General features: G+C 39.7%; 11 protein-coding genes. 7 read left to right on the forward strand and 4 right to left on the reverse strand.

Annotated elements, in window-relative coordinates:
• Positions 1 to 79 precede the first annotated feature (79 nt).
• Positions 80 to 2104 carry a sodium-translocating pyrophosphatase gene (locus tag WC753_03950; protein ID MFA6080600.1) on the forward strand — a complete coding sequence of 675 codons (2025 nt, stop codon included), beginning with the start codon at positions 80 to 82 and terminating at the stop codon, positions 2102 to 2104.
• Between the two features lie 166 nt (positions 2105 to 2270).
• On the forward strand, positions 2271 to 2621 hold the full coding sequence (locus tag WC753_03955) for a hypothetical protein (GenBank protein MFA6080601.1): 351 nt from the start codon (positions 2271 to 2273) through the stop codon (positions 2619 to 2621).
• 7 nt (positions 2622 to 2628) lie between these two features.
• On the opposite strand, the gene WC753_03960 is transcribed toward WC753_03955, so the two are convergent.
• Complete coding sequence (locus WC753_03960) at positions 2629 to 4089, reverse strand: hypothetical protein (GenBank protein MFA6080602.1); 1461 nt, start codon at positions 4087 to 4089, stop codon at positions 2629 to 2631.
• Positions 4090 to 4153: 64 nt separating this feature from the next.
• On the opposite strand from WC753_03960, the gene WC753_03965 reads away from it, so the two are divergent.
• The 5 genes from WC753_03965 to WC753_03985 all read left to right on the forward strand — a co-directional run bounded on the left by WC753_03965 (position 4154) and on the right by WC753_03985 (position 19538).
• Entirely contained in the window at positions 4154 to 6391 is a 2238-nt protein-coding gene (locus WC753_03965; protein MFA6080603.1) for a beta-propeller domain-containing protein, read from the forward strand.
• A 99-nt stretch (positions 6392 to 6490) separates the two neighbouring features.
• Positions 6491 to 8608 carry a hypothetical protein gene (locus tag WC753_03970; GenBank protein ID MFA6080604.1) on the forward strand — a complete coding sequence of 706 codons (2118 nt, stop codon included), beginning with the start codon at positions 6491 to 6493 and terminating at the stop codon, positions 8606 to 8608.
• A gap of 143 nt (positions 8609 to 8751) precedes the next feature.
• Positions 8752 to 11307, forward strand: coding sequence for a hypothetical protein (locus tag WC753_03975; GenBank protein ID MFA6080605.1), 2556 nt, complete (start codon positions 8752 to 8754; stop codon positions 11305 to 11307).
• Positions 11308 to 11329: 22 nt separating this feature from the next.
• Positions 11330 to 15934 (forward strand): hypothetical protein, encoded by a 4605-nt coding sequence (locus tag WC753_03980; protein MFA6080606.1) that lies wholly within the window; start codon positions 11330 to 11332, stop codon positions 15932 to 15934.
• A 4-nt stretch (positions 15935 to 15938) separates the two neighbouring features.
• Entirely contained in the window at positions 15939 to 19538 is a 3600-nt protein-coding gene (locus tag WC753_03985; GenBank protein ID MFA6080607.1) for a hypothetical protein, read from the forward strand.
• A gap of 75 nt (positions 19539 to 19613) precedes the next feature.
• Here the strand turns inward: WC753_03985 and WC753_03990 are convergent, their stop codons facing one another.
• The 3 genes from WC753_03990 to WC753_04000 form a co-directional block, all read right to left on the reverse strand.
• The gene (locus WC753_03990) at positions 19614 to 20405 is read right to left on the reverse strand and encodes a hypothetical protein (GenBank protein ID MFA6080608.1); all 792 of its coding nucleotides are present in this window, start codon (positions 20403 to 20405) and stop codon (positions 19614 to 19616) included.
• A 63-nt stretch (positions 20406 to 20468) separates the two neighbouring features.
• Positions 20469 to 22034 (reverse strand): hypothetical protein, encoded by a 1566-nt coding sequence (locus WC753_03995; protein MFA6080609.1) that lies wholly within the window; start codon positions 22032 to 22034, stop codon positions 20469 to 20471.
• A gap of 171 nt (positions 22035 to 22205) precedes the next feature.
• Positions 22206 to 24941: a LysM peptidoglycan-binding domain-containing protein gene (locus tag WC753_04000; protein ID MFA6080610.1), complete on the reverse strand. Its 2736-nt coding sequence runs from the start codon at positions 24939 to 24941 to the stop codon at positions 22206 to 22208.
• Positions 24942 to 24985 lie beyond the last annotated feature (44 nt).

Raw genomic sequence — 24985 nt, forward strand, 5'->3', positions numbered from 1 at the left:
CATAAAAAATCGCTTCTGCTCTTGAAATGCGAGAATTTTTTTTATACTGGGAAGGTCTTTTATTTTTCTAATCTTTTTTATGTCGGACACTTATTCCTATCTGATCATATTTTGAGGTGCTCTTGCGGCTCTCGTGTATGGAATTATTTTGATACTGAGCATTTTGCGTCTTCCTACAGGGGACAAGAAAATGCGTGAGATTGCTGCTGCAATTCAGGAGGGTGCGAAGGCATTTCTCAATCGACAGTATTCAACTGTTGCCGTCGTAGCGCTTGTACTCTTCCTGATTATCGGTTTTGTACCACAGCTTGGTTGGTTGACAGCAAGTGCCTTTGCCATCGGGTCTATCCTCTCAGCGCTCGCTGGATATATCGGTATGAATATCTCTGTTCGTGCCAATATTCGCACGACTGAAGCCGCGAAGCATAGTATTGACCGAGCACTCTCTGTCGCTGTAAAAGGCGGAAATATCACCGGTATGCTCGTCGTCGGCCTGGCACTTCTCGGGGTAGCAGGGTTTTATCTCGGTGCACTCTATTTCGGAGTTCCTGTTGAAAAAGCAGTTCATGCTCTTATCGGTCTCGGATTCGGAGGTTCTCTTATTTCAGTCTTTGCTCGTCTCGGTGGTGGTATATTTACCAAAGCAGCTGATGTAGGAGCTGATCTCGTCGGTAAAGTCGAAGCTGGTATCCCAGAAGACGATCCGAGAAATCCTGCAGTTATTGCAGACAATGTCGGTGATAATGTCGGTGACTGTGCAGGTATGGCTGCGGATCTTTTTGAGACATACGTTGTGACTATTATCGCCGCGATGATGCTCGCATTTACTCTCGGTAAAAGCGAGACCTATCTCCTCTACCCACTCGTACTCGGAGGTATCTCTATTATATTTTCTATCATTGGATCATTTTTTATCCGTCTTGGAAAAAACAAGAATAAGATTATGTTTGCTCTCTACAAGGGTCTTATCATCGCAGGCGTTCTCAGCGCTGTCGGATTTTTCTACGTGACAAAATATATGATTGCTGATATCCATATTTTTTACACAACACTCGTTGGCCTCGTCTTAACAGCAGCAATGGTTATTATCACAGAATATTTCACATCGACAGATTTTAAGCCAGTTCAACAAATCGCTGAAGCATCGACCACTGGTCATGGTACCAATATCATCGCTGGTCTCGCTGTCTCTATGAAATCCACAGCACTCCCAGTTCTTGTAATTGTTATAGCTATCGTCGTCGCTTCTTCTCTTGGGGGTATCTATGGTATCGCTATAGCCGCAGTCTCTATGCTCTCTATGGCAGGTATTATCGTCACTATCGACTCATACGGTCCTATCACGGATAATGCGGGAGGTATCGCTGAGATGGCGGAGCTTCCTTCATCAGTTCGCGATATCACGGATCCTCTCGACGCCGTTGGAAATACGACAAAAGCAGTCACAAAGGGATATGCTATCGGTTCTGCAGCCCTTGCAGCGCTTGTCCTCTTTAATGAATATGCTCAAAAAGCAGGGACGGATGTATCGTTTTCTATTAGTGACCCCTATGTCCTCTCAGGACTCTTCCTCGGAGGTCTCGTCACCTACCTTTTCAGCGCTCTATGTATGCAGGCGGTGGGTCGTGCAGCAGGGTCTGTTGTCGAAGATGTCCGTGCTCAATTTCGTGAGAAAACAGGGATTATGGCTGGCACTGAAAAACCAGACTATGGTCGAACGGTCGATATCGTCACAAAGGCAGCATTGAAAGAGATGATCATACCAGCTATCTTACCAGTACTTCTTCCTCTTGTGACATTCTTTGGACTTGGTTATTTTATGAATGTTATCGTCGCAAAACAGACCCTCTGAGGTATCCTCATCGGTTCCATTCTCGTCGGTGTCTTCCTCGCTATCTCTATGACCAGTGGTGGAGGTGCTTGGGATAATGCGAAGAAATATATCGAACTTGGTAATTTCGGAGGGAAAGGTTCTGATGCTCACAAGGCAGCAGTAACAGGGGACACTGTCGGTGATCCATACAAGGATACTGCAGGCCCAGCTATCAATCCTATGATCAAGATTATCAATATTATCGCTCTTCTTATCGTTGGTTTGATGTAGTTGGGAGATAGAGGTGAGAGTGAGATATTAGAATATAAAACACCGGACGAAAGTTCGGTGTTTTTAAAAATCTATGAAACACATAAATCTACAAAAGTAAAAAATATTTTGACAAATGTATCCTAAGATATAAAATGCAGACCGTTTACCTATAATTTTTATTTTTATGGCAGAAAATTGAATCTCATCGTATAGTCTTTATGCCACAAATACATGAGCTCAGGAAGAGCTCGAAAAGGAGGCAGATCCAATGACTACATTGCGTTATGAAGGTAGTGGGTTCGTTTTGCCAGCACAATTTATCTCCCATCTAAAATTATGGGCACTTATTGTATCCAGAGAAGAAGGTGCAAGAGACTTAGACTACAGAAATGATCAACAATTGGCAATCTTACATCTTTTAGAAAATGATCCGCATTACTGACCATGTAGTCAGGAGTTGCAGAAAGTCGGCAGAATTGTTCATCGTCTAGAAGGTGAACTTACTGAACTGCGCGCTGAAGCTGATGGAAAGTAGAGTAAAATTATTTTTTCTTCGGAGGATCTTTTGAGAGATAGGTTTCGAGAGTATCAGCCCAGGTCCCTCCAGCATCTATCATTTTTGCTTTTTCTAGGAGTGGTCTTGCGATGTCTGTTTCTCATTTTTCCGCATGGATAATTCAGGCCTGTACGAGAGCGATAAGGTGATTTGGTGTTTTTTTGAGGATATCATCGAGGATAACTAGTGCTGTGTCAGAGTTTCCAGCGAGTCGTAGAGACCATGCGCGGAGTCCGAGAATATCAGGTGAGCTCGGAAATTTTTCCATTCATCGTGCGATCCATTTTTGGACAAGTGGCATTTGTTTTTCCGTGAGAGCGAGAAAGAGAGCGTTGGTGATGTCGAGCTCGGTGACATCAGGATTTTCGAGCAGATGACCGAGGACCTGAAACATAGTATCATTCATCCCGAGAACACCATAATTATATGCGAGCTTTCTCTCGACCACATTCTTGGGCTGGTAGCCACCAGTGACAGCATTATTAAAATACAAATTTGAGAGCTGATAATCATTGCGACCAAAATAGATCAGACCAAGCAGAAAATCTACTTCGGCGTCGTCTGAGTCAAGGAGCTTATATTTTTTGAGGGCATTTTCAGCACGGTCATACTGATTGGTGAGGTACGCAGAAAAACCAACAATTTTAAGGATTGGCTTGTAGTCAGGTTTACGCGAGAGAAGATTAGCTCCCACTCGTATGACGGTGCTATAATCCTTATTTTTGTAAAAAGCACCGATGAGGAGTGCTTCCTTATAATTTATATCTGTATTTTGGAGATTTTTGAAGTCTTCCAATGCCTTTTTGAGAATATTGATTGGTTCATAATTATAGGAGTATTTTTTGATGCTCGTTTCGCAATCAATAAAGGTCGTTTCACACATCCATGAAACCTCGTATGCCTGTCGAACATAGGCGGGGATATCGATTTTGGAGAGCATTTTTTGGAAATCTGGATCCTTGGTATACCGCATACCGAGGAGGAGTTCCTCTTTTTCTCGTGTGGATAAGATAGAGAGCGCCTCGGTATACCATTCGATACTTTTTCAAAACTCTCTCGCTCGAAATGCTATGGCTGCCGCCTTTTTTTTATACTCAAGATCAGAGGAGAGCCCGATAACTCGCTGATAGATAGTGAGCGCATCGTGAAATTCATTATTGAGTGCAAAATAATCTGCCTTTTTTGAGAGGAGTGTTGCCCGTTCTTTTTTTGTTTCTGCAGGGAGAAGTGCATCGCTCGCTCGTTCTCGTTCGGCCTGTTGTTCTCTTTTTTGTTCTGCTTTTTGTATCTCGGAAACTGGCTCGATAGTGACCTCAGGAGACTCAGCTGATGTGGCAGGGAATTGCTCTGACCTATACAAATATGCTATCAAGAGAGTTCAAATGGAGACGACCAAGAGAGTTCAAAAAAGTACTGTGAATTTTTGTGTGAAGAATGAGCGAGACATCTTGTTATAAGAAAAAAATAAGTACACTTAATGGTCGGTAGTAATATTTTATAACTTTTATTTTATGTACAAGCCATTTCATATTGCTCTTGTTGCCACTTTGCTTCTTGCAAGTATTTCATCAGCATTTGCTGCTATCGATGATACACAAGTTATCGATCAAGAGAAGAGTACATCAGAGTCTGAACTTTCATTTCAGACATTTTCGTCATGTCAGGATATGAATACTGTTTTGAAAAAATATTTCCGAAATGCACTTCTCGAACAAGTGAAACTGAATGGGCAAGGAAACCCAAGTATGGATAATGCAAAATGATGAGGCATGGCGGAAGGTATCGGTGGAGGTGGGGGAGACGGTATGGCTTTCAGTAGCACCAATGTACAGATAGAGGGCATCGATGAGGCAGAAGTGATAAAAACTGACGGCAAATATATCTATTATGCTTCTGGTACTCCAGAGAAAGATGGTTTTCAATATGTGACTATTACCAAAGCTTCATCTGCTCAAAATCTAGAAATCGTAAAAAAAATCAAACTTCCTTCCAATTATGGAAATATTCAACTCTATCTCGCAGATAATAAGCTCACGATTCTCGCAAATAAATGGAATCAAAATTATATCTACAATCCGAGCCCTATTTCTATAGGAAATGGGGGCATGACTGTCGTAGTCGTGTATGATGTGACTGATGTGACCGCACCAAAGCTAGATAGATTTTATACCGTGGATGGTGACTATTCTCAGTCTCGTCGCGAAGGGGAGTATCTCTATGTGGTATCACAGAACTTCATCAATCTCAATATCTGGAATACCGTATGAGTGTACACAACAGCAAACATTAATACGTATATTGATACAGATTTTTCAGTAGAAAAAGCATTTCCAAAATCAGTCGAAATCAATCGTACAAGTGATACCACCAAACAGCTCACGCTCAAGTGAAAGAAGATACCCTATTCTCTGACAAAAGATACGGTTGGTTGTGATGAGATAGAATATATCTTGCCAAAAAAACCACAAGGACTCTCCTTTCTCACGCTCTCGACTATTCCGCTCAAGAGTGCTGCACCAGCACAAAAAAAAGTCATCTCTGGTGATGCGAGTCAATTTTTTATGACCAAAGGAAGTCTGTATATCGTGAGTAATTATTGGAAACAAGGAGTGGGTGGCTCGCCTTGTCCGATTAACGCACGTTGTCTGGTACCAGAATTTCGATCCGAACAAAATTCTCTCATTCATCGATTTAGTACGAACAAATCTACTGTAAAATATGAGTATTCAGTTTTGACACCGGGTATGCCACTTTCTCAGTATGCGATGAATGAAAAAGATGGCGTTCTCTTTACTGCAAATCAGAAAGATTGGACGACCAATGGAGTCGATATATTTGCTATTGATGCGACTGGTAAGCTCCTTTCAAAACTCGAAAATGTCGGTGCGAATGAACGATTTCAAGCTGCTCGTTATATCGGAGACCGTTTGTATCTCGTGACATTTCAGCAGGTAGATCCATTTTTCGTCATCGATACAAAAGATGCAAAAGCGATGTCGATCCTCTGAGAACTCAAGATGCCAGGATATTCGACCTATCTGCACCCGTATGATGCGACACATCTTATCGGTATCGGCTATGATACGAAGACGGCTCAATGGGGTGGTACCATCAATGGAGGACTCAAGTTTGATCTCTATGATGTAGCGGATATCAAGAACCCAAAACAACAGTATTCAAAAATTATTGGCGGAATGGGGTCATCCTCTGATGCTCTCTGGAACCCACGAGCTCTCGTATGGGATAGTGCAAAAAAGACCCTTCTTATCCCAGCACAACTGATGGATCAGAATCAGGTGACTTACCAGTCAAGTTACGCATGGCAAGGCCTTCTCGCTGTCAAAATTGGTCTTGACGGTATCTCTGAAGCTGGACGTGTGACACATATCGATATGACAGGCATCGCAGAAAAACGTAAACAAGAGTGTGCTCAATATACGGCTGTTGTGACAGAAGAAAAATGCTATACACTCATCTCGACAGGGGAGAGGATATGCATGAAACCAGGGGATAATCCAGCGAACCAAAATATTCCCGCCTATTGTTTTGCTGAAAACGATGACTCATCCTATCTCGCGAATCAGATATGGAATTATTATCCATACTTTATCCAAAGAGGTCTCTCTATAGGTGATACGCTCTATACCGCGTCTCCTAGCTATATTCAGGCCAATCAATATGGTGGCTCATATGGATTTCTGAAGAAAGTAGAGAACGGCGCTATAGCTGATACTGTCCCAAAAGGGTAATATTTATGGAAATGTATACAAAAACCACCTCTGAGATGAGGTGGTTTTTCAGGGAGAGGCATATTTGCATTCCAGAAAAAAATAGACTATACTTATTTTATGGTCAACGATACATCTCTTCCAAGTCAGACAAAGCTCAATATTGATGCTGCTAAAAAATATGTTTCTACTGCTGAAGCTACTATCGAAGATTCTGCAAAAATAGCACTTCAAACATTGGAAAAAGCTCTGAGCTCCTCAGAGGAAACGAAGGAGGGGTTAATGGCGCTTGCACAAGCTGTTGAGTCAGCACAAACAGAATCTGCAAAAGAATTTACAGCATGAGAATTTGAAAAACAGATTACCACACCATCAGTTCCACAAATTGCTGAAGGTACTCCAGAAAACAATGAGACATTGCCACCCAATGCTACCGCTGAATATATCGTCGAAAAAGTCTATGAAACCAACAATGAAACACTTATCGATGGTGCCGAGCTTCTTCTCTCGACTCTCGATACACAACTCGAGGTTTTTTCTCTGAGCCCTTACGAGAAAGAGAATATCAAAATAGGTATCCTCTGATATGTGTTTGATCATTATTATGAAGTGCTCGGAGGTATAAAAATATCTGAGATTGGCAGTATATTTACTGATATTAACAACACGTTTAAGAAGGTCTGAGATGTCACAAAGTGAGGACTCGGATGAGTTATGAAAGATCCGATGGGAAAGTTTGATGCTGCAAAAAGTTTAATGGAATGATCGACTGATTCTTTTTCAAAAGTATCAAATTTCCTGGATAATAAAGCATCGATAGAGGAAAGGGTGAGTGGACATATTGCACAAAAGTTTGGTCTTATGCTCGAAATCCTCGGAACCCATAGACCAGCCGGAAAAAATATTGATGAGGCAGATGTTCTTTCAGGATTTCTCTCTGATCCACAAAATATTATCGATATCGAAAAGAAATTCCCAGCTAAAACAGCAGAAGAATTTGAACAACAAATAAAAACTGCTCCTCAGGCATGACCAGAAAGAACCGCAGAGATGGCGGGGAGGTTGAAGAGGGTATTTGAAAACAAAACCGCGATTCTCGACAAAGTCACTGGTTCGGGAAAACATATTCTCGATATGTTTGCAGATAGTCCTGACACGGGCGGTCCGATGTCTTGGTGACGTGATATGCTCAAGTGAGTGCTGAAGTTTCTCTCATGACTTCCATTTATTGGCAATTTTATCAAGATGTTTTTGGGCGTTGAACCCAGTGAGGATATCGATACCTATTTTGGTGACGAAAAACGTTTTCAACGGTTATCTGCCAAGAATCTAAAAGCACTGAGTCAATCAAAAAAATCTCCTCTTATGTCTGGCAAAAATCTGGTCAATGTGACGACGAGGCGCCTTGCTCCATTTACCAAGGCCTATATGCCCGTTTCTATGACTCCAGAACAAAAAATCCCAGCGGTATCTCCCGAGATGTGGTCGAGCATTATCGATCAGCATGAAATAATCGTTTTCGAGGATAAGAAACAAGTGAAGAAGACCATTCCTCCTACAAGCCATATTACAGAATCAGATTTTGTGAATGGGAAACCACAAGAATCATTTTTTAAAAAAATAAATGGACTCACGGATGTATTGGCATGAAAAACACCGCCAGCACCTCCTTCAAATACTGAACAAGCACCTGCCGAAACTGTATTGCCAGCATCAAAAAATGAAACACCAGCACCGACTCCCACTCCTGAGCCGACAGAATGAAAGACAAAAGCCGAGATAGCGGGGGTGATTGTGAGTAAATGAAAAGAAATGCTCTCAAGGGCTCGGGAGGGGGCAAAGGAAATTAAAGATAAAGCTACCCAGAAGCTTCTTCTGAGTACGCTCGATAATATAGAGAGTATCTTACGTGAGGGTAACATAGGTAAACTCCCAGAAGCTCTCACACTCTTAAATACTTATAAGGAGAAAATGCCATCAGAAGATCAGATATCACTTCAAACTATCAATAATTTGATTAGCGCATGGGGGAGAGCTCCAGATACGAAGCCCGCTGCTTCTCCTATTGCCTCTACAGAAAAGGTTGCTGCCAAGAAAGATACTCCCCCAACTCCCACTTCTCCAGAGTCTGATGTGGATGCGACATTTTGGAGTTCTGCAAAAGCTTGGTGGAATACGGGGGTAGATGGTATAAAAAGCTATGTTGCTCAGAAGATTTCATCGAAACCGAAACAGTAAGCAATGAAATAGATATATAAAACAATAAAAATAGATTTTTCAAGGTTAATTCATAGAAAAATAAAAAAACAATCTGATTTATTTGCAAAGGCAGAAAATATATGGTATTCTCAAGAGGATGTCATATTTCTAACCTTTATTTTATGGCTGATACTAATAAGAAACCTGCTGAAAATCCTGATCTTGAAATTCAGGAAATTATTCAAGGTTTATGACTTCCAGATGCAGAAAAGCAGAGAGTAGAGAGTTTCTTTAAAAGAGATTCTATTAAGACCATTACTCATGCTCGAGTGAATCTGGAATTTCTAAAAAAAGCTCTTAAAGAAACAAAAGATCCAGATAAACAAGTATTAGGAGCTATCACAATGATTGCCACCGGTACCCCAGAAACTCAAAAAATATTACAGGAAGCAGAAAAAACTAAAGCGTGGCAGAAAGTAAATTCTGAACGCACACCGGAACAACCAAAAACTGCTCCAGAAAAAAAAGGTAAAAAGAAATGAGATCCCGATCAAGAAGAGGAGACAGCACCGGCAGTACCAGCTCCAGCCCCAAAAAAATCTGATCCACAAAAAGCTCATGGTGGCAATTTGGATGGTGGAATTGATGATGCAGGTGTGAGTCTCTCAAGACATATTGATAATCTCAGAAAAGATCCACGAGTAAGCGGGAATCCAGTTCTTATGCTGAAACTGAAAAATATAGAAAAAGATGTACAGAAAGGGATAAATATCGAGAACGCGAGAATGATATTAAAAGATTTCTGAAAATGACTCTCTGATGCAGAAGTCATGGATACGATGCCGGGCGTCGTGGAAGCTCTACGAAATTTTGAGAAAACTGATACCATGATGGCTCCAGATGAAGGGAAGGCAGTATTTTTTATTAGTATTGTCCGACAGATTTATGCTCTCCGTGGACGACTCGTATTCCTCACAAACAATGATGTAGAGGTCAAGTGAGCACCAGAGCTCAAGAATTTTATTGCTTCTTGTAAACCAAAGACAAAGGAATGGCTCAAAAAAGGTCTGATACTCAATTCGACTCAAGCGAGCACATTTATGAGTAGTATGGGGTCCGATATGAGTAAACTCACTGTCGATACTTTTGTTGCAACGAACAAAGACCTCATAGCAAGCAATTCTCCTATTGATGCAGATATTCTCAGTTCTTCAAAGGCAGGAGGATTTAATGTGACAGAAAATGGCGTCCTGATACGTGATGGCTTTAATATCTGAAAAGAGCTCCAGACAACGCAAGATGCTATCGAACGCATGAAAAAGATAGGAGTCATATCGCCAATGCAAAAAATATGAGGAGCTGGAGTACAGATAGCTGATCTGGCGTACAATGTGGTAAAAGTATGATTTGTCGCTGGAACTATCTGGAAAGGTACAAAAGCAGTCTGGAAAACTATTTTTGGTGATGAAGCAGCTATGAAAGAGGCATGGTGAGAGTTTGGTAAGACTGCCGCATGGACAGCATGAATCTGGTATGGTGGAGAACTCGTCAAACGTACTGCCAATACTATTGTTGATCGTACACAGAATGGTGAATTTGAACCTATTATGAAAGGTATGTCGCCACATCACTCAGAAAATGTGTGGGCTATCTGGGATACGGTGTGAGGCGGTATTGTTCCAGAACGTATAAAGACAGCCAATATAATTCAGGGCCTTTCGTCCAGTACAGTAGAGTGGCATATATTCCGTTCACTGATTACAGATTGTTTCAGTGATAGAAATTCTGGACTTTCCAGGGTATCAGCAACAAAACTCGCTGATGCGGTCTGATATCGAGACCATACATCTGTTGGCTCTCATGTGGGGGATATCCGTAAGTTACTTACCGGTCCTGCCTTTGGTCCTGATAAAGGTGAAGAAATGTATCTTAAATACTTTGGTAATAGAAAAACTGCTGAACAATCATACAAAATCCTACGAGCTATTGCGAATTATCGTAGTTCTGGACCAGATGCTATTGACCGTCGAAAACCTCTATGGACTCTCTTTGCAGAACCATTGAAGGTGAAGCCAGAGGTGCCATTTAATGTAGAGAAAGAGATGGAAGAGCTCAAAGAGAGTCTCAAGGGTGCCGGTGTTTCTATTTTAGAATCTGGTATTAAATTGGGAACACTGGGAGCTACTGGTGTTCGTGTTGCATTTGAGGGCATTGAAGGTGCATTTGATATCGCAACAGATACTCTCAAACATCTTACGCCAGCCGAGTTGTGAGTATTAAAATGAGCATTGGCAGTATTATGATTGACCGTTGCGGGCGCTGGTGTTGTTTATGGTATTACCCTGATACCATGATTCGCTGCTGCTAAAGTATTGGCAATTACAGCTATTGCAGGTGCTGTTTGATATGGAGGTTATAAACTTATCGACACAGCTAAATGACTTCTTGATGACCCAGATAAACTCATTGAATTTTTGAAAAAACATGGTCCACAAAGTGTTAAAGATATTATTGCTCAAATTGAAGGCGTATGAAAACCATGACTCGATATATTAAAGGATTTACAAGAAAAAACAAAGGATATGAATCTTCCTGACTGGGTACAAAAACCCATAGATGATATGCTCAAAAAATTATCTGGCGCATCATCTGGGTGAACTAACAATTCTGGAAATAGTGATGGAGCATGAACGGGAGGGGCATGAGAAACACCCAGTACTATACCTACCGAGCTGTAATAAAATTAATTGTTTATAAAATATGAGCGAATTGCCTGTACATAAATATAGACGAGACAAGCTCGAAGGAGCTATAAAAGGTATTGATAAGCTTTCTCCTGAGATAAAAGCTAATCCTGAGGTGAGCGAAGCTATAAAAGAAGTTAGAAAACAGATCAATGAACTCAAATGAAAAGTTCAAGAGGAAAACTATGATGAATTGAAAAGGCCTACAGAAGCATCTTTATCGGACCTCAATAAGAGCATAAAAAAAGCAGAAAACGAAATATCTTCTAAAGCTGCCGAAGGACTGAATATGTTAAAGATAGATAGTATCGAAAAGGAAATTAACTCTTTCCCTGTGGAGTTTAAAAATGCACCCTATGTGAAAAATAAAATTGATACTATTTTTTGAACCTTCTTAGAGTTAAAGAATACTCCTTCTCTTTATGATGCCAAGAAAAAGGGTATAACGGATCTTGTTCATGAACTTCGTGGACTTAAGCATATCGTTGAAGCTCAATTTAATGAACTCAATAGTCTAGAAAAAAATTTCAAATCATTATCTCCTGAGATTTCTTCAGATTCTAGAATCAAGCCTCTTATTGCTGATATTTTTTGAGAAATAAATTATCTTAGAGGGAAAGTAGGGTCTGATGAATATAATAAGGATAAAATTAATGATAAATTAAAAGCATATAAATCAGTCGAACCCTTTGTAAATTCTCTTTCGGAGAGAAATAGAACTTTTGAGAAATTTCAAAAACAGGCACGAGAATTTGTTTGATCAAAAGGACCAAAAAATGCTGAGATTTTATATGATTTTTTCTCACTTGACAAAGAGGATGTATGAGATGCGGAAAAACTCGCTGCTTCTCTGGCTCAGATGATGCTAGAGGGTGATGGTCTTACATTGACACAAATACTTAAATTCGCTGATACTTACAAGGATAAAGATGAGAAAACTGTTTCTGAAGAAACAATCAAAAAATGGGTAAAAGAAATAGATGAAAATACTTCTGGTAAAGTTGATGGAACAAAAATAGAATGATCTATGCCAGTGGGCATGCAGGAGGCGATCAGGGGCCAATTAAAATGACCAAATACATTAAAGATGATGCAGGTGGCATCCGAGCGATACCAAGCTGAACTGAATGATTATTTAGCGGGTGTTGATAATGAAAAACCACTTTCGGAATTATGATTCACTGATGATGATTGGTTTCTGAATTGGAAGGATGATGCTGGGGAAGGACTTGAGAAATTAAATTTTACAAATCAAGAAGCCAAGCTCGTATTTCTGGAAGCATATACCACTCTTTTAGCTGGTGTTATCAAAGATCCTGGACAATTAGACGCCAAAGAATGGTCTCTGGGATGGTGGTGGCTGGCTATTATTGCTAGTGGCCTGCTGTGATCTGGTCTATTCACTTATCGTTGGTTTTTCTGACCAGAGAAAACTGCGAAATTATTTGAAAGATCGACAAAACCTATAAGTTCATTTGTTAAAAATTTGTGGGTAAATAATAATCTTTATAAATCAACAAATGACACATTAAGTGACGTATATAGGTCATATATTGATGGGAATATCAAACTTATCTATGCTAGAATGGCTTTAAAAAAAGGAGGAAAAGTGAGAGTTTGAGTTGACGAGTATGGTCCACTTTCTTATGAGGAGGGTTTAGCACGAATTAGTGCTATTAAAGCCGCTGTTTGAAGTTCTGAAAAAGAGGGAAGATTAACAAAAGTTGGTCTCTCATCTGTCAATGATCAAAGATATGCATGAACAATATGATTGACACGATATGTACAAAATCTAGCTCGTGCTCCTGGTGGTGTGTTTGGCATGGTATTACGCCCAAATATGTGGAGATATGAATCAAGTTGGGGCAGAAAAATTCCGTGATGAATTGGAAGATTTGCAATTCTTGCATCAGCGTACTCCACGTCTGGATCCTCATTACTACTCTTACCTTTTTCTTATCGTACAGTTTTGGGGTCTACACTCCGTCTTCCAAATACACGACTACGAGGTTATCAAATAGAGTCTGATGGAAAAAAGAGAATGCCTTTGACTGATCAAAATGCGGCAGATAAAGGTATAGAATACATTGCTAAGATGCTGGATCGTTCGCCAGAGTTAGCTCGTCTAACTTGTTCAGATGCTGAGAGAAAATCGGCCATCGAATTATTGAATAAGTACGTACAGGATGTTCCAAATACTAATCCAACAGGAAATTATACTGAAAAAGAAGCTCTTGATCTTATAGGTGATGCCCTTGATTGACGATGACCAAAGTTGAATCGAGCGGAACTCCGCATATTTACTATACAGGCTATTTATCTTCTTAAAGGCGAATCAGGTTTAGTACAAAGAAATGTGATTGATAACTTTATTGATAGAATTAATAAATATAGACTCGTATATACAGCTAGTCATGATGAACTTGATAAATTGTACGAAAGAATACTCCATCACGAAAAAGATTTATATTGACCAGAAGAATTAAAACTTCTTGTGGCTGATATTGAATCATTTTATCAATGAGAAAATATAGCGGTGACGGATATGTCATGAAGAAATATAACAAGACGTGAGGAGGTATTTTTACCTGCTACAACACGAGTAACTATAACTGCTGAAATGGCAGAAGCAATTGTTGTTGATGCTGCAGCATGGCTTAAGAGACAAACGAGCACTACTACAAAAGAAATGTTTGCTAGATATATCAATACACAACTTGCGTGACGAGGAGCCCCTGCTTCATACTCTATTTATAATCGTTTTTGTGTTGAATGGGAATCAGATGCTTTAAGACGATGAGGATTATATGAATTAGTGGAAAAAATTGATAATGGCGATATCACAAATGAGGAAGAGCTCACACATGCTATTGACGTATTAACTGAAGACCCAAAATATGCCAGTACTCCTCCGGAACGGAAGTCAGAGTTTCGTGCTCTGCTCATTGCACGACTTGCTACGCATATAAACAATGTAACAGCTGCTATACAATCTAATAACTGTTTTGAATCTGCCAAATCTCATACAGAAGCCCAAAAAGCTCTGACCGAGATAATTTCTAAACCAGCTCACCGTGCTGTAGTTATTAGTATTATACCATGATCGTATGAAGCTGATTACGGAAAGCCAGAATTAAAAGAAAGTGTCGTGCAAAATTATGTTCGAACACGCTGGGAATCTTGGATTGATACTATTATTACTGATATTAAGACAAACTGTGATTCCAATCCTTTAAGTGATGCTACCTGGATTTCAATACAGGATACTATACAGAAATGTGATGATGGTCGGCGAATACAACTTTTGCAATATTTTCAAGGTAAGCTTGAAACTCTGGCAGCTCAGAACAATGTTGATGCGGTAACTCGTGAGAATAGAAAAAAAGCAATTAAAATATTGCGAGAACAAGTACTTCCATTACTCTGATTAGATGTAAAAGACAATCTTGTTGCATTTTTGGATAAACAGGAATCAGAAATGAAAGATATGGATCTTCAGAGAGAGGTAGAACAATTGAAGAATGATATTACAGATGATCCCTTGGAAGATGAGGTTGAATCTCGATTTACGGATACAATGAAAAAATGTGGAGATAGAAGTATTCAAGGTTTGGAGTTAATAAAGCATTTTGAAAGAGAGCTCAAAGTTGTTGCATCATCACAAGATCCTCAGAGACAAATGTTACGAGAAGAAGCACTGCAACTACTAGAGCTCCATATCATGCCTCGTCTTACCAGAACACCCAAAGCAGAATTATGAATTTATATAACAACTCAGAGAAATAGTATTAATCCTAATACCTTAACTCCAACAACGACAACTATTAATGCTCCTTCCATTATTCCGCCTCCTCCACCCCGTGAGTCTGCTCCAGAGGCAACGTCAGCAGCTCCTGCTGTGCCTGCTGAATCAGGAGATACCCCAAAAGAAGATATAGTGAAATTAAAGAGCGATATAGAGAGAAGCCCAATTAAGCGCGGCATTAAAGCTCGGATCTTAAGAGTACTTGATGATAAGGCAGTAACAGATACAAAAAAGGACGAACTAGTAAATAAATATATAGGTAGTTTAAAGGCCATTATAAGAGATGAAGCTAATACTCTTGGAGATCGAAGAAGTGCGATAAGGGCTTTGCAAGAGACCATGGTGACAGGGCGGTTGCAAACTGTAGAAAATACTCAACTAACCAAGTATTGTGAACGTGCAGAAGTTGCCATAAAAGCTCTTGAAAGCACTTTGGAACGAGCAAGAGTCAATTCGGAAGCATTAGCTCAAAAAATAGAATCATTATTTAAAGACGAAACAACTTTAGACGGAAGACGTACTGCACTTCGTTCTCTTATGAGCGATGAAAGAATTAGTCCTTTTATGAAAAATGATATTGATACTATGCTCCCAGAATGAGGGGTTGTAACAGAAGCAACTATTACAGGATGTGTTCATAGAATCTTACTCTGACAACAAGGTATAGCGTTGGATGTAGGGGAAGGTATTGCGCAAGCTCATCGTCGTTTGATAGCAGATCACGACGTTTTGGCAAAAATAAATGGTTCCTTGAGATCTGCACAGGTTGCTGAGGTAACTGAAAACGTTACTGAGAATGTCACTATAAAACATTAAATATATGTCAGATCTTGAATCCTCTACATCTCAAAAAAATACAGATGAAGTTGTCCAGGATCGACTTTCAGAGCTAGATAAAATCAAATTTTATGACCAGGTAGTTGACTTTACGTGATTATCGGAAAAAATCACAGGAAAACAATTATATCATGTTGTAGAAGAAATTTTTTCTGTAGAATCCCAGATTATTGACCAGAAACTTGGGAAATGAGAAGTAGAAGGTGTGGATAATGCGGAAAAAAAGAAAGTCATAGAAGACGCTCGTAATAGATTACTTGAAACTCAACGCCTTAAGACTCTTTGGAACTCAGTCATGAATACATGTAGTGGGCTTGAGACTCTTCAGGGGTATCAAGATCGGATTACAGTAGACGACCCACATAATACTATTAGGAATCTAGTACTTGGTATTTTATGGCAATGATATGAGAAAATAGCTGTTGCACAATCTATTGATTCTCTTGCAGCTTCTCGGTTACCACAGACGACAGCCCTCATCGCTACTATAAGTAGTGAGATACTCCAAGAATACGCTGAAGAATATTTTGAAAAAGGGAGATTTCAGGTAGTGAAGAAACTCTTTGAAGTGCCAGAATTGGCATGAAAAAAAGCAGTCGAATTGGTTGAAAAGGCCAAACCATCATTGCGGGAATATTGGAAAGGTATGGAACCAGCAAAACAAGAAAAAACTTTCGCTCGCATGGTAAAGTTTTTATCTGAAGATAATGTCGGTCAAAAGATCGTCGCTATGACTGAAACTATACCATGATCGAGTATCGGAAGGGAAGTTCTAAAAAGTGGAAAATCAACTCTCTCTGGCGTGAAGGAATGACTCTTTTCACCACTCTGTGCCTGCATGATGGCAGTGATGCTCGACGGAGCACCTGATAAAGAACAAGCTCTGATACAGTACATCACTTTCTTAGTTGCTGGGCAAGTAGCGCAAGAATGAGTAAAGGGTGTGTTAACTATCATAGATAAGGTTATTCATCTCGCTCCAAAAGAATCGCCATACAGAAATAGTTTAGCAGCATTAAAAAAGAAGCTAAATAAAAAAATAGCATGATGAAAAATCAGCGGACATCTCATGCTAGGTATATCGATAATGGCTGTTATGTGATTGTTCTCATGGAAACCAGCACAAGAATTTATAGGTAATATTGCACAGTGAATCGATGAGAATTGGGATCAGGGACAATGGAGAGAGGCGACTCTTGGTGGCATCTCTGGTCTTTCATATATGATGCAGTTTACTTCCAAGCGTTTTTTACCAGTAGCTATCGGTATGGAAGTGGGGAAAATTGCTCTCGACGGAGCAAACCCATTTACAGAACAAGATGATTTTCTTCTTAAATTCGTTACAGGAGATGGAGATAATCTGAAGCAAGTAGGGGAGCAGGTAGTCCAGAGGGATCCTATCGATGCTTGGAATGCCCGAGTTGATGGGGCTAAAGGAAATATTCTGAAAGAAAATGAGCTTCAACAGAAGATTATTGATTATTATAAACTCGAAAACAAACAGGATTGGGCTCTGAGATCCATCGTGCCATTTACGTCTGAACTCACACAACTTGATGTACTACATGCACAATTGTGTGGCACACTCACACAACTCACGATCGATCCTCATTCTCAGACAACATTGGCTCAACGAGCAGAGATAGAGAAGCTTCGTTATCGAGAGTATGCTCTCGCAGGGGAGGATGTGTGGTATAAAAGAGGAGATATATGACCATCTATTTCAAGTATGGTTGCTGATAATGTGACACTGTTAAGCCCCGTAAATAAAGCAATAAAAAAACTTACTGGAACCGACCCATTAAAACCGATACGTGGTTATGTGGGGCTTGGTGAGATGGGAGATATCGCGGGTCGTAATGATAAGGCATTAAAACGGCTTGATGATCTTGGTGGTGTAGAAGATCGACTCGATGAGTTTTTCGAACATGCTGAAGCACGTATCAAGGAAGAAACAGAAAAGTGTATGAAAAGAACCGAAGTATCGCCTTGATATGCACCTATGGGGTGAGTCTATGTGCCGGCACGATATGAATATACTCGTGATGAACAAAAATATGCTCAAATAAAGTCATGGGTTGATCAGATCCAAGCAGCCAAAAAACAATGGGAGGCAATGCGATCTACTGCTGATGTTTTAGCAAAACGTGTTGTGATAGCTCGTGGTCTCGGAGTGTATGACCAGAAAAAATGGACATCACCTGATAATAATCCCTTTCGAGAATGAGCATGAGTTGGAAATGATAATTTTGCTTTTCAAGGTATGATGGGGGAAGTACAGCGTAGAGCAGAAATCATCGCCCTGACAATACCGACAGATGCAAAGAGCGCTTTTGATATCGGTGAATCTGTTGGATGGGAACGAAAATGATATGGTACCGATAATGTACCATTTACGAGCGCTCGAGCAAAAATAGATGAGGAGTATAAAAAATATAATTCTTGGAAGAATTTTTGACCCGATAATAGGAGAATCGATTACGCAGCTTTGCAATCCATGGTGCAAACTGCCTACAGTTTTTGATTAGATCCAAAATTACTCGAAAAAGTCATGGATCCTATTACCAATATTGCTCGAAATCAGCATACTGGAAATTATGTTACCCCAGAAATAGCAAATGACGTTACCGATAATCTTGGAAGATTATTGCTCGATCAAACTTGTGAAGAACAAGGGAAATCTGGCATTGTTCTCACACCAGAAAAACCAGAAATCACATTTAACAAGAATGGAGATTATGGAAAAAGAATATTTTCTATTGAATACGATCAAGATCTATGAGATGTCATAGTAGAACAAGAAGAGTTCGGAATAAGTCATGAATTATGATTTACAACACGAACCCCAACAACTAAAAAATTCCCAAGAAAAACCCCTATTGATCAGTATAATCCAAAGATTCGGAATACACTTCTGAAACCAATGATACAAAAATACTTGGTTGACCAAGCAAAAGAACGAGCCGAATCAGACGCTAAGGCAAAAATTACAGCAGAAAAAGAGAGTAATAAGGCAAATGATGAAACCGCATTTCAAAAATATTATGAGCTTCCTGATATCGAAGAACCTGGTTTTGGAAAATGGGAGAAAGTCACATCAGATGGCATTGTTCCTATAACGTATGTGAGTCGATGTTATCGTAAGGAGTCTGTACGAAATCCAAGCGTAAAGAATGTCTGGGGATGGATGGGTCCTCAGCTTGATAAGCAAATCAAGGTTGCGACCTATTGGTGACCAGGGGATGTAGCCGAATATCATCTAAAAAACTTAAAGGATTTTCGGTATGCTGGATGGACGAAAAAAGCTCAAGAAGCTATAAAAAATGCTCTTATATCTGGTGATAGTGAGAAGGCATTGGAAAGGATTCTCGGACTAACAGAACATCATAGTATTATCGAAACGCATATTATTTGAGCAGATACCAATCGTGATCTCTCTAAAGAGCTTCTTGAACGTCTCAAACCGTATCTTCATACTAGTACTGATAAAAAAGCATTTCTCACAAAAACACTCGATGTCCTCATAGAATATGGAGGTATAGCAAATGGAGAAGTGGATGATATCGTCAAGAAAATACTATAATAAAAAAACATCCGCTTAAGCGGATGTTTTTAAATAGAGATATATTATTTTAATGTGCTGGAGGAGTATGTATCTCTAATCAAATGTTTCAGGCGCAGCATCAGGATCATTATGAGGGTGCTTTTCTTTTTTTTCTTCTTCGTGAGCAGTTACATCTAGTTCTGTGGGTGCTGGCGTTGGTTCTTTGTGCGATTCTAGAGCGGGTTTCTCGGCTGGCGCATGAGCAACAGCTACTGTTTCTTTTGGATCGGGTGCCTTTCCGTGTGTAGTATCTTTGGTAGCAGTGGGTAGAGGATTATTTTTAGGAAGTACCCTTACAGGTTGGGCCTCGTTTTTTGCTGCATTACGACTAGCTTTTTTTTGCATTTTAAGAGTTTTTTTTGCTTTGCGAGCTTCTTCTGTAGTTTTTTTCCAAGCATTCAATTTCATTTTCACTCGTTTGAGATAACCGCGGGTGCCATTCCATTCACGAGAAGTCCATTGTGGTTTGATATTTGCGACGCTGTCAACCACAGATGCTACGATGCTATCTGCGGTCTTAAATGTTTTAGCCAGTGGTTGTATTTTTTTGACTTTTCCAAGGGTTAAAGCTCGGGCAACTCCAGAAAATGTCCCATCGAGTACTTTTGCTACTGGTCATCCCGCGAGGTGAAGAGTAGCACTGACTGGTTTTTTGATGAGGATATCTCCGACACGACTGACTGTTTTTTGCCAAACACTGCGTACTCCTTTTCAACTATTAGCAAGTGTATTCTTTACTGTTTTAAGAGCACCTTTCCCTATACTCGTGAGATTTCCAGGCAAAGTAAATGTTGCACCATCTGATGATCAATGTGCTGCTGCGGCATGTGCGTGTCATCCAGACATATATCTGTAGGGGTTAAAAGTTGAGAGAGATTCTAAGAGAAAAAGGAAGATTGCAAGAGGGGATTATACTGTTTCTAATATTTCGAGAGTTGGGTTTGCAGTATAATAAGCAATTAAGGCATCAGCGGTTGCGGTATCTTTGAGCGTATTTGTTCTTAATGTTTTCCATTCTGATGTTTGCCCAATATTTTGAGCAATCAGCTTATCATATCATTTTGCAATTTCTGACTGGAAAACTGGAGCTCATTTTTCACCTTCTTTCGACTGATATCACTTGATGGACTGTAGGAGTTTTTGGGCTATTTCTTTCTTTTTAGTATCTTCTCATGCCCATGTATTGATAGTTGTTTCGAGTGATTTTACTCCAGACCAAAAGATGTTTCAGAGATTTTTCTCAAGAGTGTCTGCCATGGTCTTAGGTGTTTTTTTGTTGAGTTCGGAATAATCGAGCTTGAGAAGTTTCTTGTCATCTTCGGTAATGTCTTTTCCTGTGAGTGAATCTGCAAAGTTCTCTCCGTAGGTTGCCTTTAGTTTTGAAACAATCTGGTAAAATATATACCGAGAAATCGTCGTAAGTTCTGATTCTGTGCCTTGTTTTACGGCTGTAAGACTGGATTTTGCATCAAAAGTTTTTCAGAGGATATTTTTTGCTGTTTTTTCAAGAGCTGTGTAGGCACTTATCTCTTCGGGTGTTCCAGGAATTTCTTTGTCTCATATTTTTACTTTTTCTGCGGTAGTAGGGGATGATTCTGCCTTTTTGTCTGGCGCATTGGCTGTTGGAATTTCTGCTTTTGTTGGGACGAAATTGAGAATAGCACCGAGAGCTGTCTTTGGATCAGAACTGAGAGATCGTTCCACACTTTTATCATACTGGTCTCTTCCTTCTCGGAAGAGCTGAAGAACCTTGGCAGGGACGTCTGCTTCCGTGATATCTCCATGAATAAATTGAAAGTATTTGTCACTATCCTCTAATGGTACGCCCAACTCTGCGAGTTTTTGCATCACAGATACTTTTGTATCTTTCCGATCATTTGGACTCTCACTCTTGATATTTATACCGAGAGCTTCTATGGCTGGCAATACCTTTCTGTCAAACATATTGGATTGATCGAAAGAGATACGATTATCACCAAAGATATTATGAAACCACTCAAAAAACTTCTTGAAAATACCGTCTGGAAAAATACCACTTCTGTCTATGACTTTGAGTGCTTCCTCGGGCTTACCTTCTTTCAACGCTTTGATACCTTCACCCACTGCTGCTAGAGGTGCTACCATGGCTTCTGCTGCTGTGGTGGGTTTCTTCTCAAAATCACTCTCATCAATAATGTTCGCAACCTTCTCTTCAGTCAACTTTTTCTCATCTCAAGCTCACTCTCGTGCGAGATCTGCTTTTAATTCGGCTATTTTTTCTGGTGTCAAAGTAAGTTTTGCTTCCTTATTTTTCAGCCCATCTTTTACTTTATCTTCCAGAAATTTAAGACGGGTATCAACCAGAGCAATCTCTGCCTCAGAGAAATCTCTTTTCTCAATTATACTGGATATGATTGAGTGTTCTGGTGTTTTTTTCACTTCTGGAGCATTGTTTTCAGCTGGAGCTTTTTCTGGCGTTTGACCTGTTTCTGCCATAATAATTTGGTTAAGTACTGATATACTACCTGATTTTCCTTTCGGAAGCAAATCAGAGGATACTACAAGAGCGTTTCCTATCTTTTAAATAACGAAAATAGTGTGTAGTATAACTTTAACCTCCACACGAGAATATACATATTTTTTTATGTTTTCTCAGAAATTGAGTCCTTATTCTGGCGTCGTTTTGTCTTTTGGTGCAGGTGCCGGAGCTGGAGCTGATTCTGGAGTTGGAACAGGAGTTTTTGGCACATCATCACCTTCTGGTTCAGATTCATCGGTTTTAGAGGGGGGGATAATAAGTTTATCTCCGACATTAATCTGATCATTTATACGTTTTGCAAGTAATTTAGCATTTGCTTTCTTGAGATCCTCCACCACAACATGGTGTTCCTGAGCAATTTTTGTCAGGTTATCTCATTTTTGAACTGTGTATGTCTGTTCCGCTGGTGTCTCATCGGCTTCCTTCGCCTCTGGCTTCGCTGGTGCCGTAGGTTTCTCCGTTGTCTGCGCCGGAATCCGCATGATTTTGCCCGCACGCATAACCATGTTGTCGTTCGCACGCCGCAGGTCGTCTTCAGTTATATTGTATTGGCTTGCCACATTTTCGTATGTGTCTCAAGGCACGATTACATGCGGTTTATCCTTTGATTCCGTTGGCTTCGCCCCTTCCTTAGGAGCAGGAGCCGGAGTTGGTATTTCTGTAGTTTTTGGACTAGGAGTGGACGTATTATTAGCTCATTTCGGAATATTAGGAATACGTATTGGATTTTTTTGGCTTTTAGGTGTCATAGGTTTCTCCGCTGGCTTTGCCGCTTCAGGTATTCCTATATTGGTGTTTCGTTTTGATAGCGTAGTATTTTTTGGGATATAAAACTCTGAACCTTGGTTGAAGATATCGCCACTTGAATGATTAAGTCAATTCAGCTCATTAAGTCTTTCGATAGTTGTATCGAGCTCTGTTGCGAGTTCGCCAAAACTCATTACTTTATCAAGAGTTATTTTTATTCTTACTTCAGGTTCTCAAGATTTCTCTGTATTATTAGAAGCATTATTCTCTGCCTTTTCCTCTAAAAATTGCTCCGCTATATATCCCTTTTGTATTTTTCAGTCCTTATAGGTGACGCGCACTTGTGCCCATTGGAGTTTGCTTCCTTCAGGAGCATTATCCCCAGCACTTTCATGGGCGATACGCTGAATATTTACTACTTTTTTATTATCGAGTATATCGATCGTGTCTGCTTTCGTGCTAAAACCAGTACGAAGTCGGATATTATCTCATTTGAGCTTATATGACTTCGTTTCATCCAGAGTGCCCGCTTCAAAAGTATTATCAATATATTCTTGTTTGTATCCTCCACGGAGCTTATCAGAGCGAGCAATCCATCACACAGTATCGTTTGATAATGTGACTTGTATATACTCACGTGGTCCATCTTTCACGGAAGCTACATCACCATCTTGGTCAAGAATAGGCGTAACTATATCACCTGGTTGGAGCATAATCGCCTTCTTCTTATCTTCTGTGAGAAGTGGCTTTGCGGATTTCTTTGGTCCGCTTCGTACGATGAGGTTGCTTGCGTTGATACGGATACGTTGCTTTGTATCAAGATCCGTGTCTTCTCTATCAATGAGCTGAATTTTTTCGTATGCTTCTTGTTCGGCACCTTCAGAATCTTTTTTATTTTTTTGTTCATTTGTTTTATTTCATTCTTTTTCTTTCTGGATACCTTCTGATTGACCCAGCTCTTGTGCCTTTTCTTGGGCTTTCCCTATCAATGGTTTGATAGAGTTGACCTTTTTTTGGAAAGCTTGTTTTGCTTTTTTGAGAGATACTTGGAGTGTTTTCGTTTGATCAGTTAGATCTTTCACTCTTGTATCAATAGTACTTTTAAATCTATCCTGCTCACCTTTGTTTGTAGTATGAATGGTTTGGCTTTCTTGTTTGATAGTAATAATTGTTTCTTTAAATGTCCTCAACCCTGTATTGAGTCAGTTAACCAAGGATTCAACATCTGTCTGGAAAAACACTAGGTCATTTTGTACTTCCGGAGCTGTTTTAAATGGATTATCTGAGAATACTGTCATTAGATTTTTACAGAGTAATGTGAGCTCTTGTGAAATAGCGTTTGAAGATGAAAGTGTTCCTATTTTTTCTTTCAATCATTTTGTATAGGCAACAATTTTTCATTCATCCAGAGAAGTGTCTTGAAAAATACTTTGTATAAGTGCGATAGCATTATTTTGTGCATCTATTTCTTTTTCAGCTGTGGAAATATATGTTTCAAGATCTTTTGTCAGATCTCAATTTGATGTATCCACAATATTTTTTGCTCCTTTCCATGCTTCCAGTGCACCTGCATTCTTTCCGAGTGCTGTATGGGCCTCTCAGAGCGCTCTATATTCTGCACTATTTGTGAGATTTTTTAATGCCTTAGCAGATTCTTTTGAGGCATTTTCGAGTTCGACACGTAGTGATCATATCTTCTTGCTCGTTGCCTCTATCTCTTTTTCTAAATTACTCAATGTTTTATCGAGTTCCTCAGATGTATGAGAGTGGAGACCGAGAAGTTGAGTATGGAGCTCTCTGAGCATATTCAGACGAACATAAGGCATTATATCATCCATATCGTGCAGAGTAATCATTTCTCATATATTGATTCTCATCCTACTATATGGTTCTTCGAGTTTTGCTATTTTTCAATCAATCATTCCTTTCATGTTATTTTTGAGTAACTCCTTTGGAATATTATTGTCATAGCCATCTATTATACCATTAAGTTCTTGTAATATTTTATCACGTTCTTGATTTTTATACTCAAGAGCTTTGGGGCTATGAGCGACTGATTCCGGTGTTTGTGCTCGCATATATATTTGGTTAAAAATACGACCTTTGTATTCTGCCACACTTTTTTTTGAATTGCAAGAATTATGGGGGAAATAATAGAAAA

Source organism: Candidatus Gracilibacteria bacterium (assembly GCA_041660965.1).
Lineage (GTDB): Bacteria > Patescibacteriota > Gracilibacteria > BD1-5 > JAGOOR01 > JAGOOR01.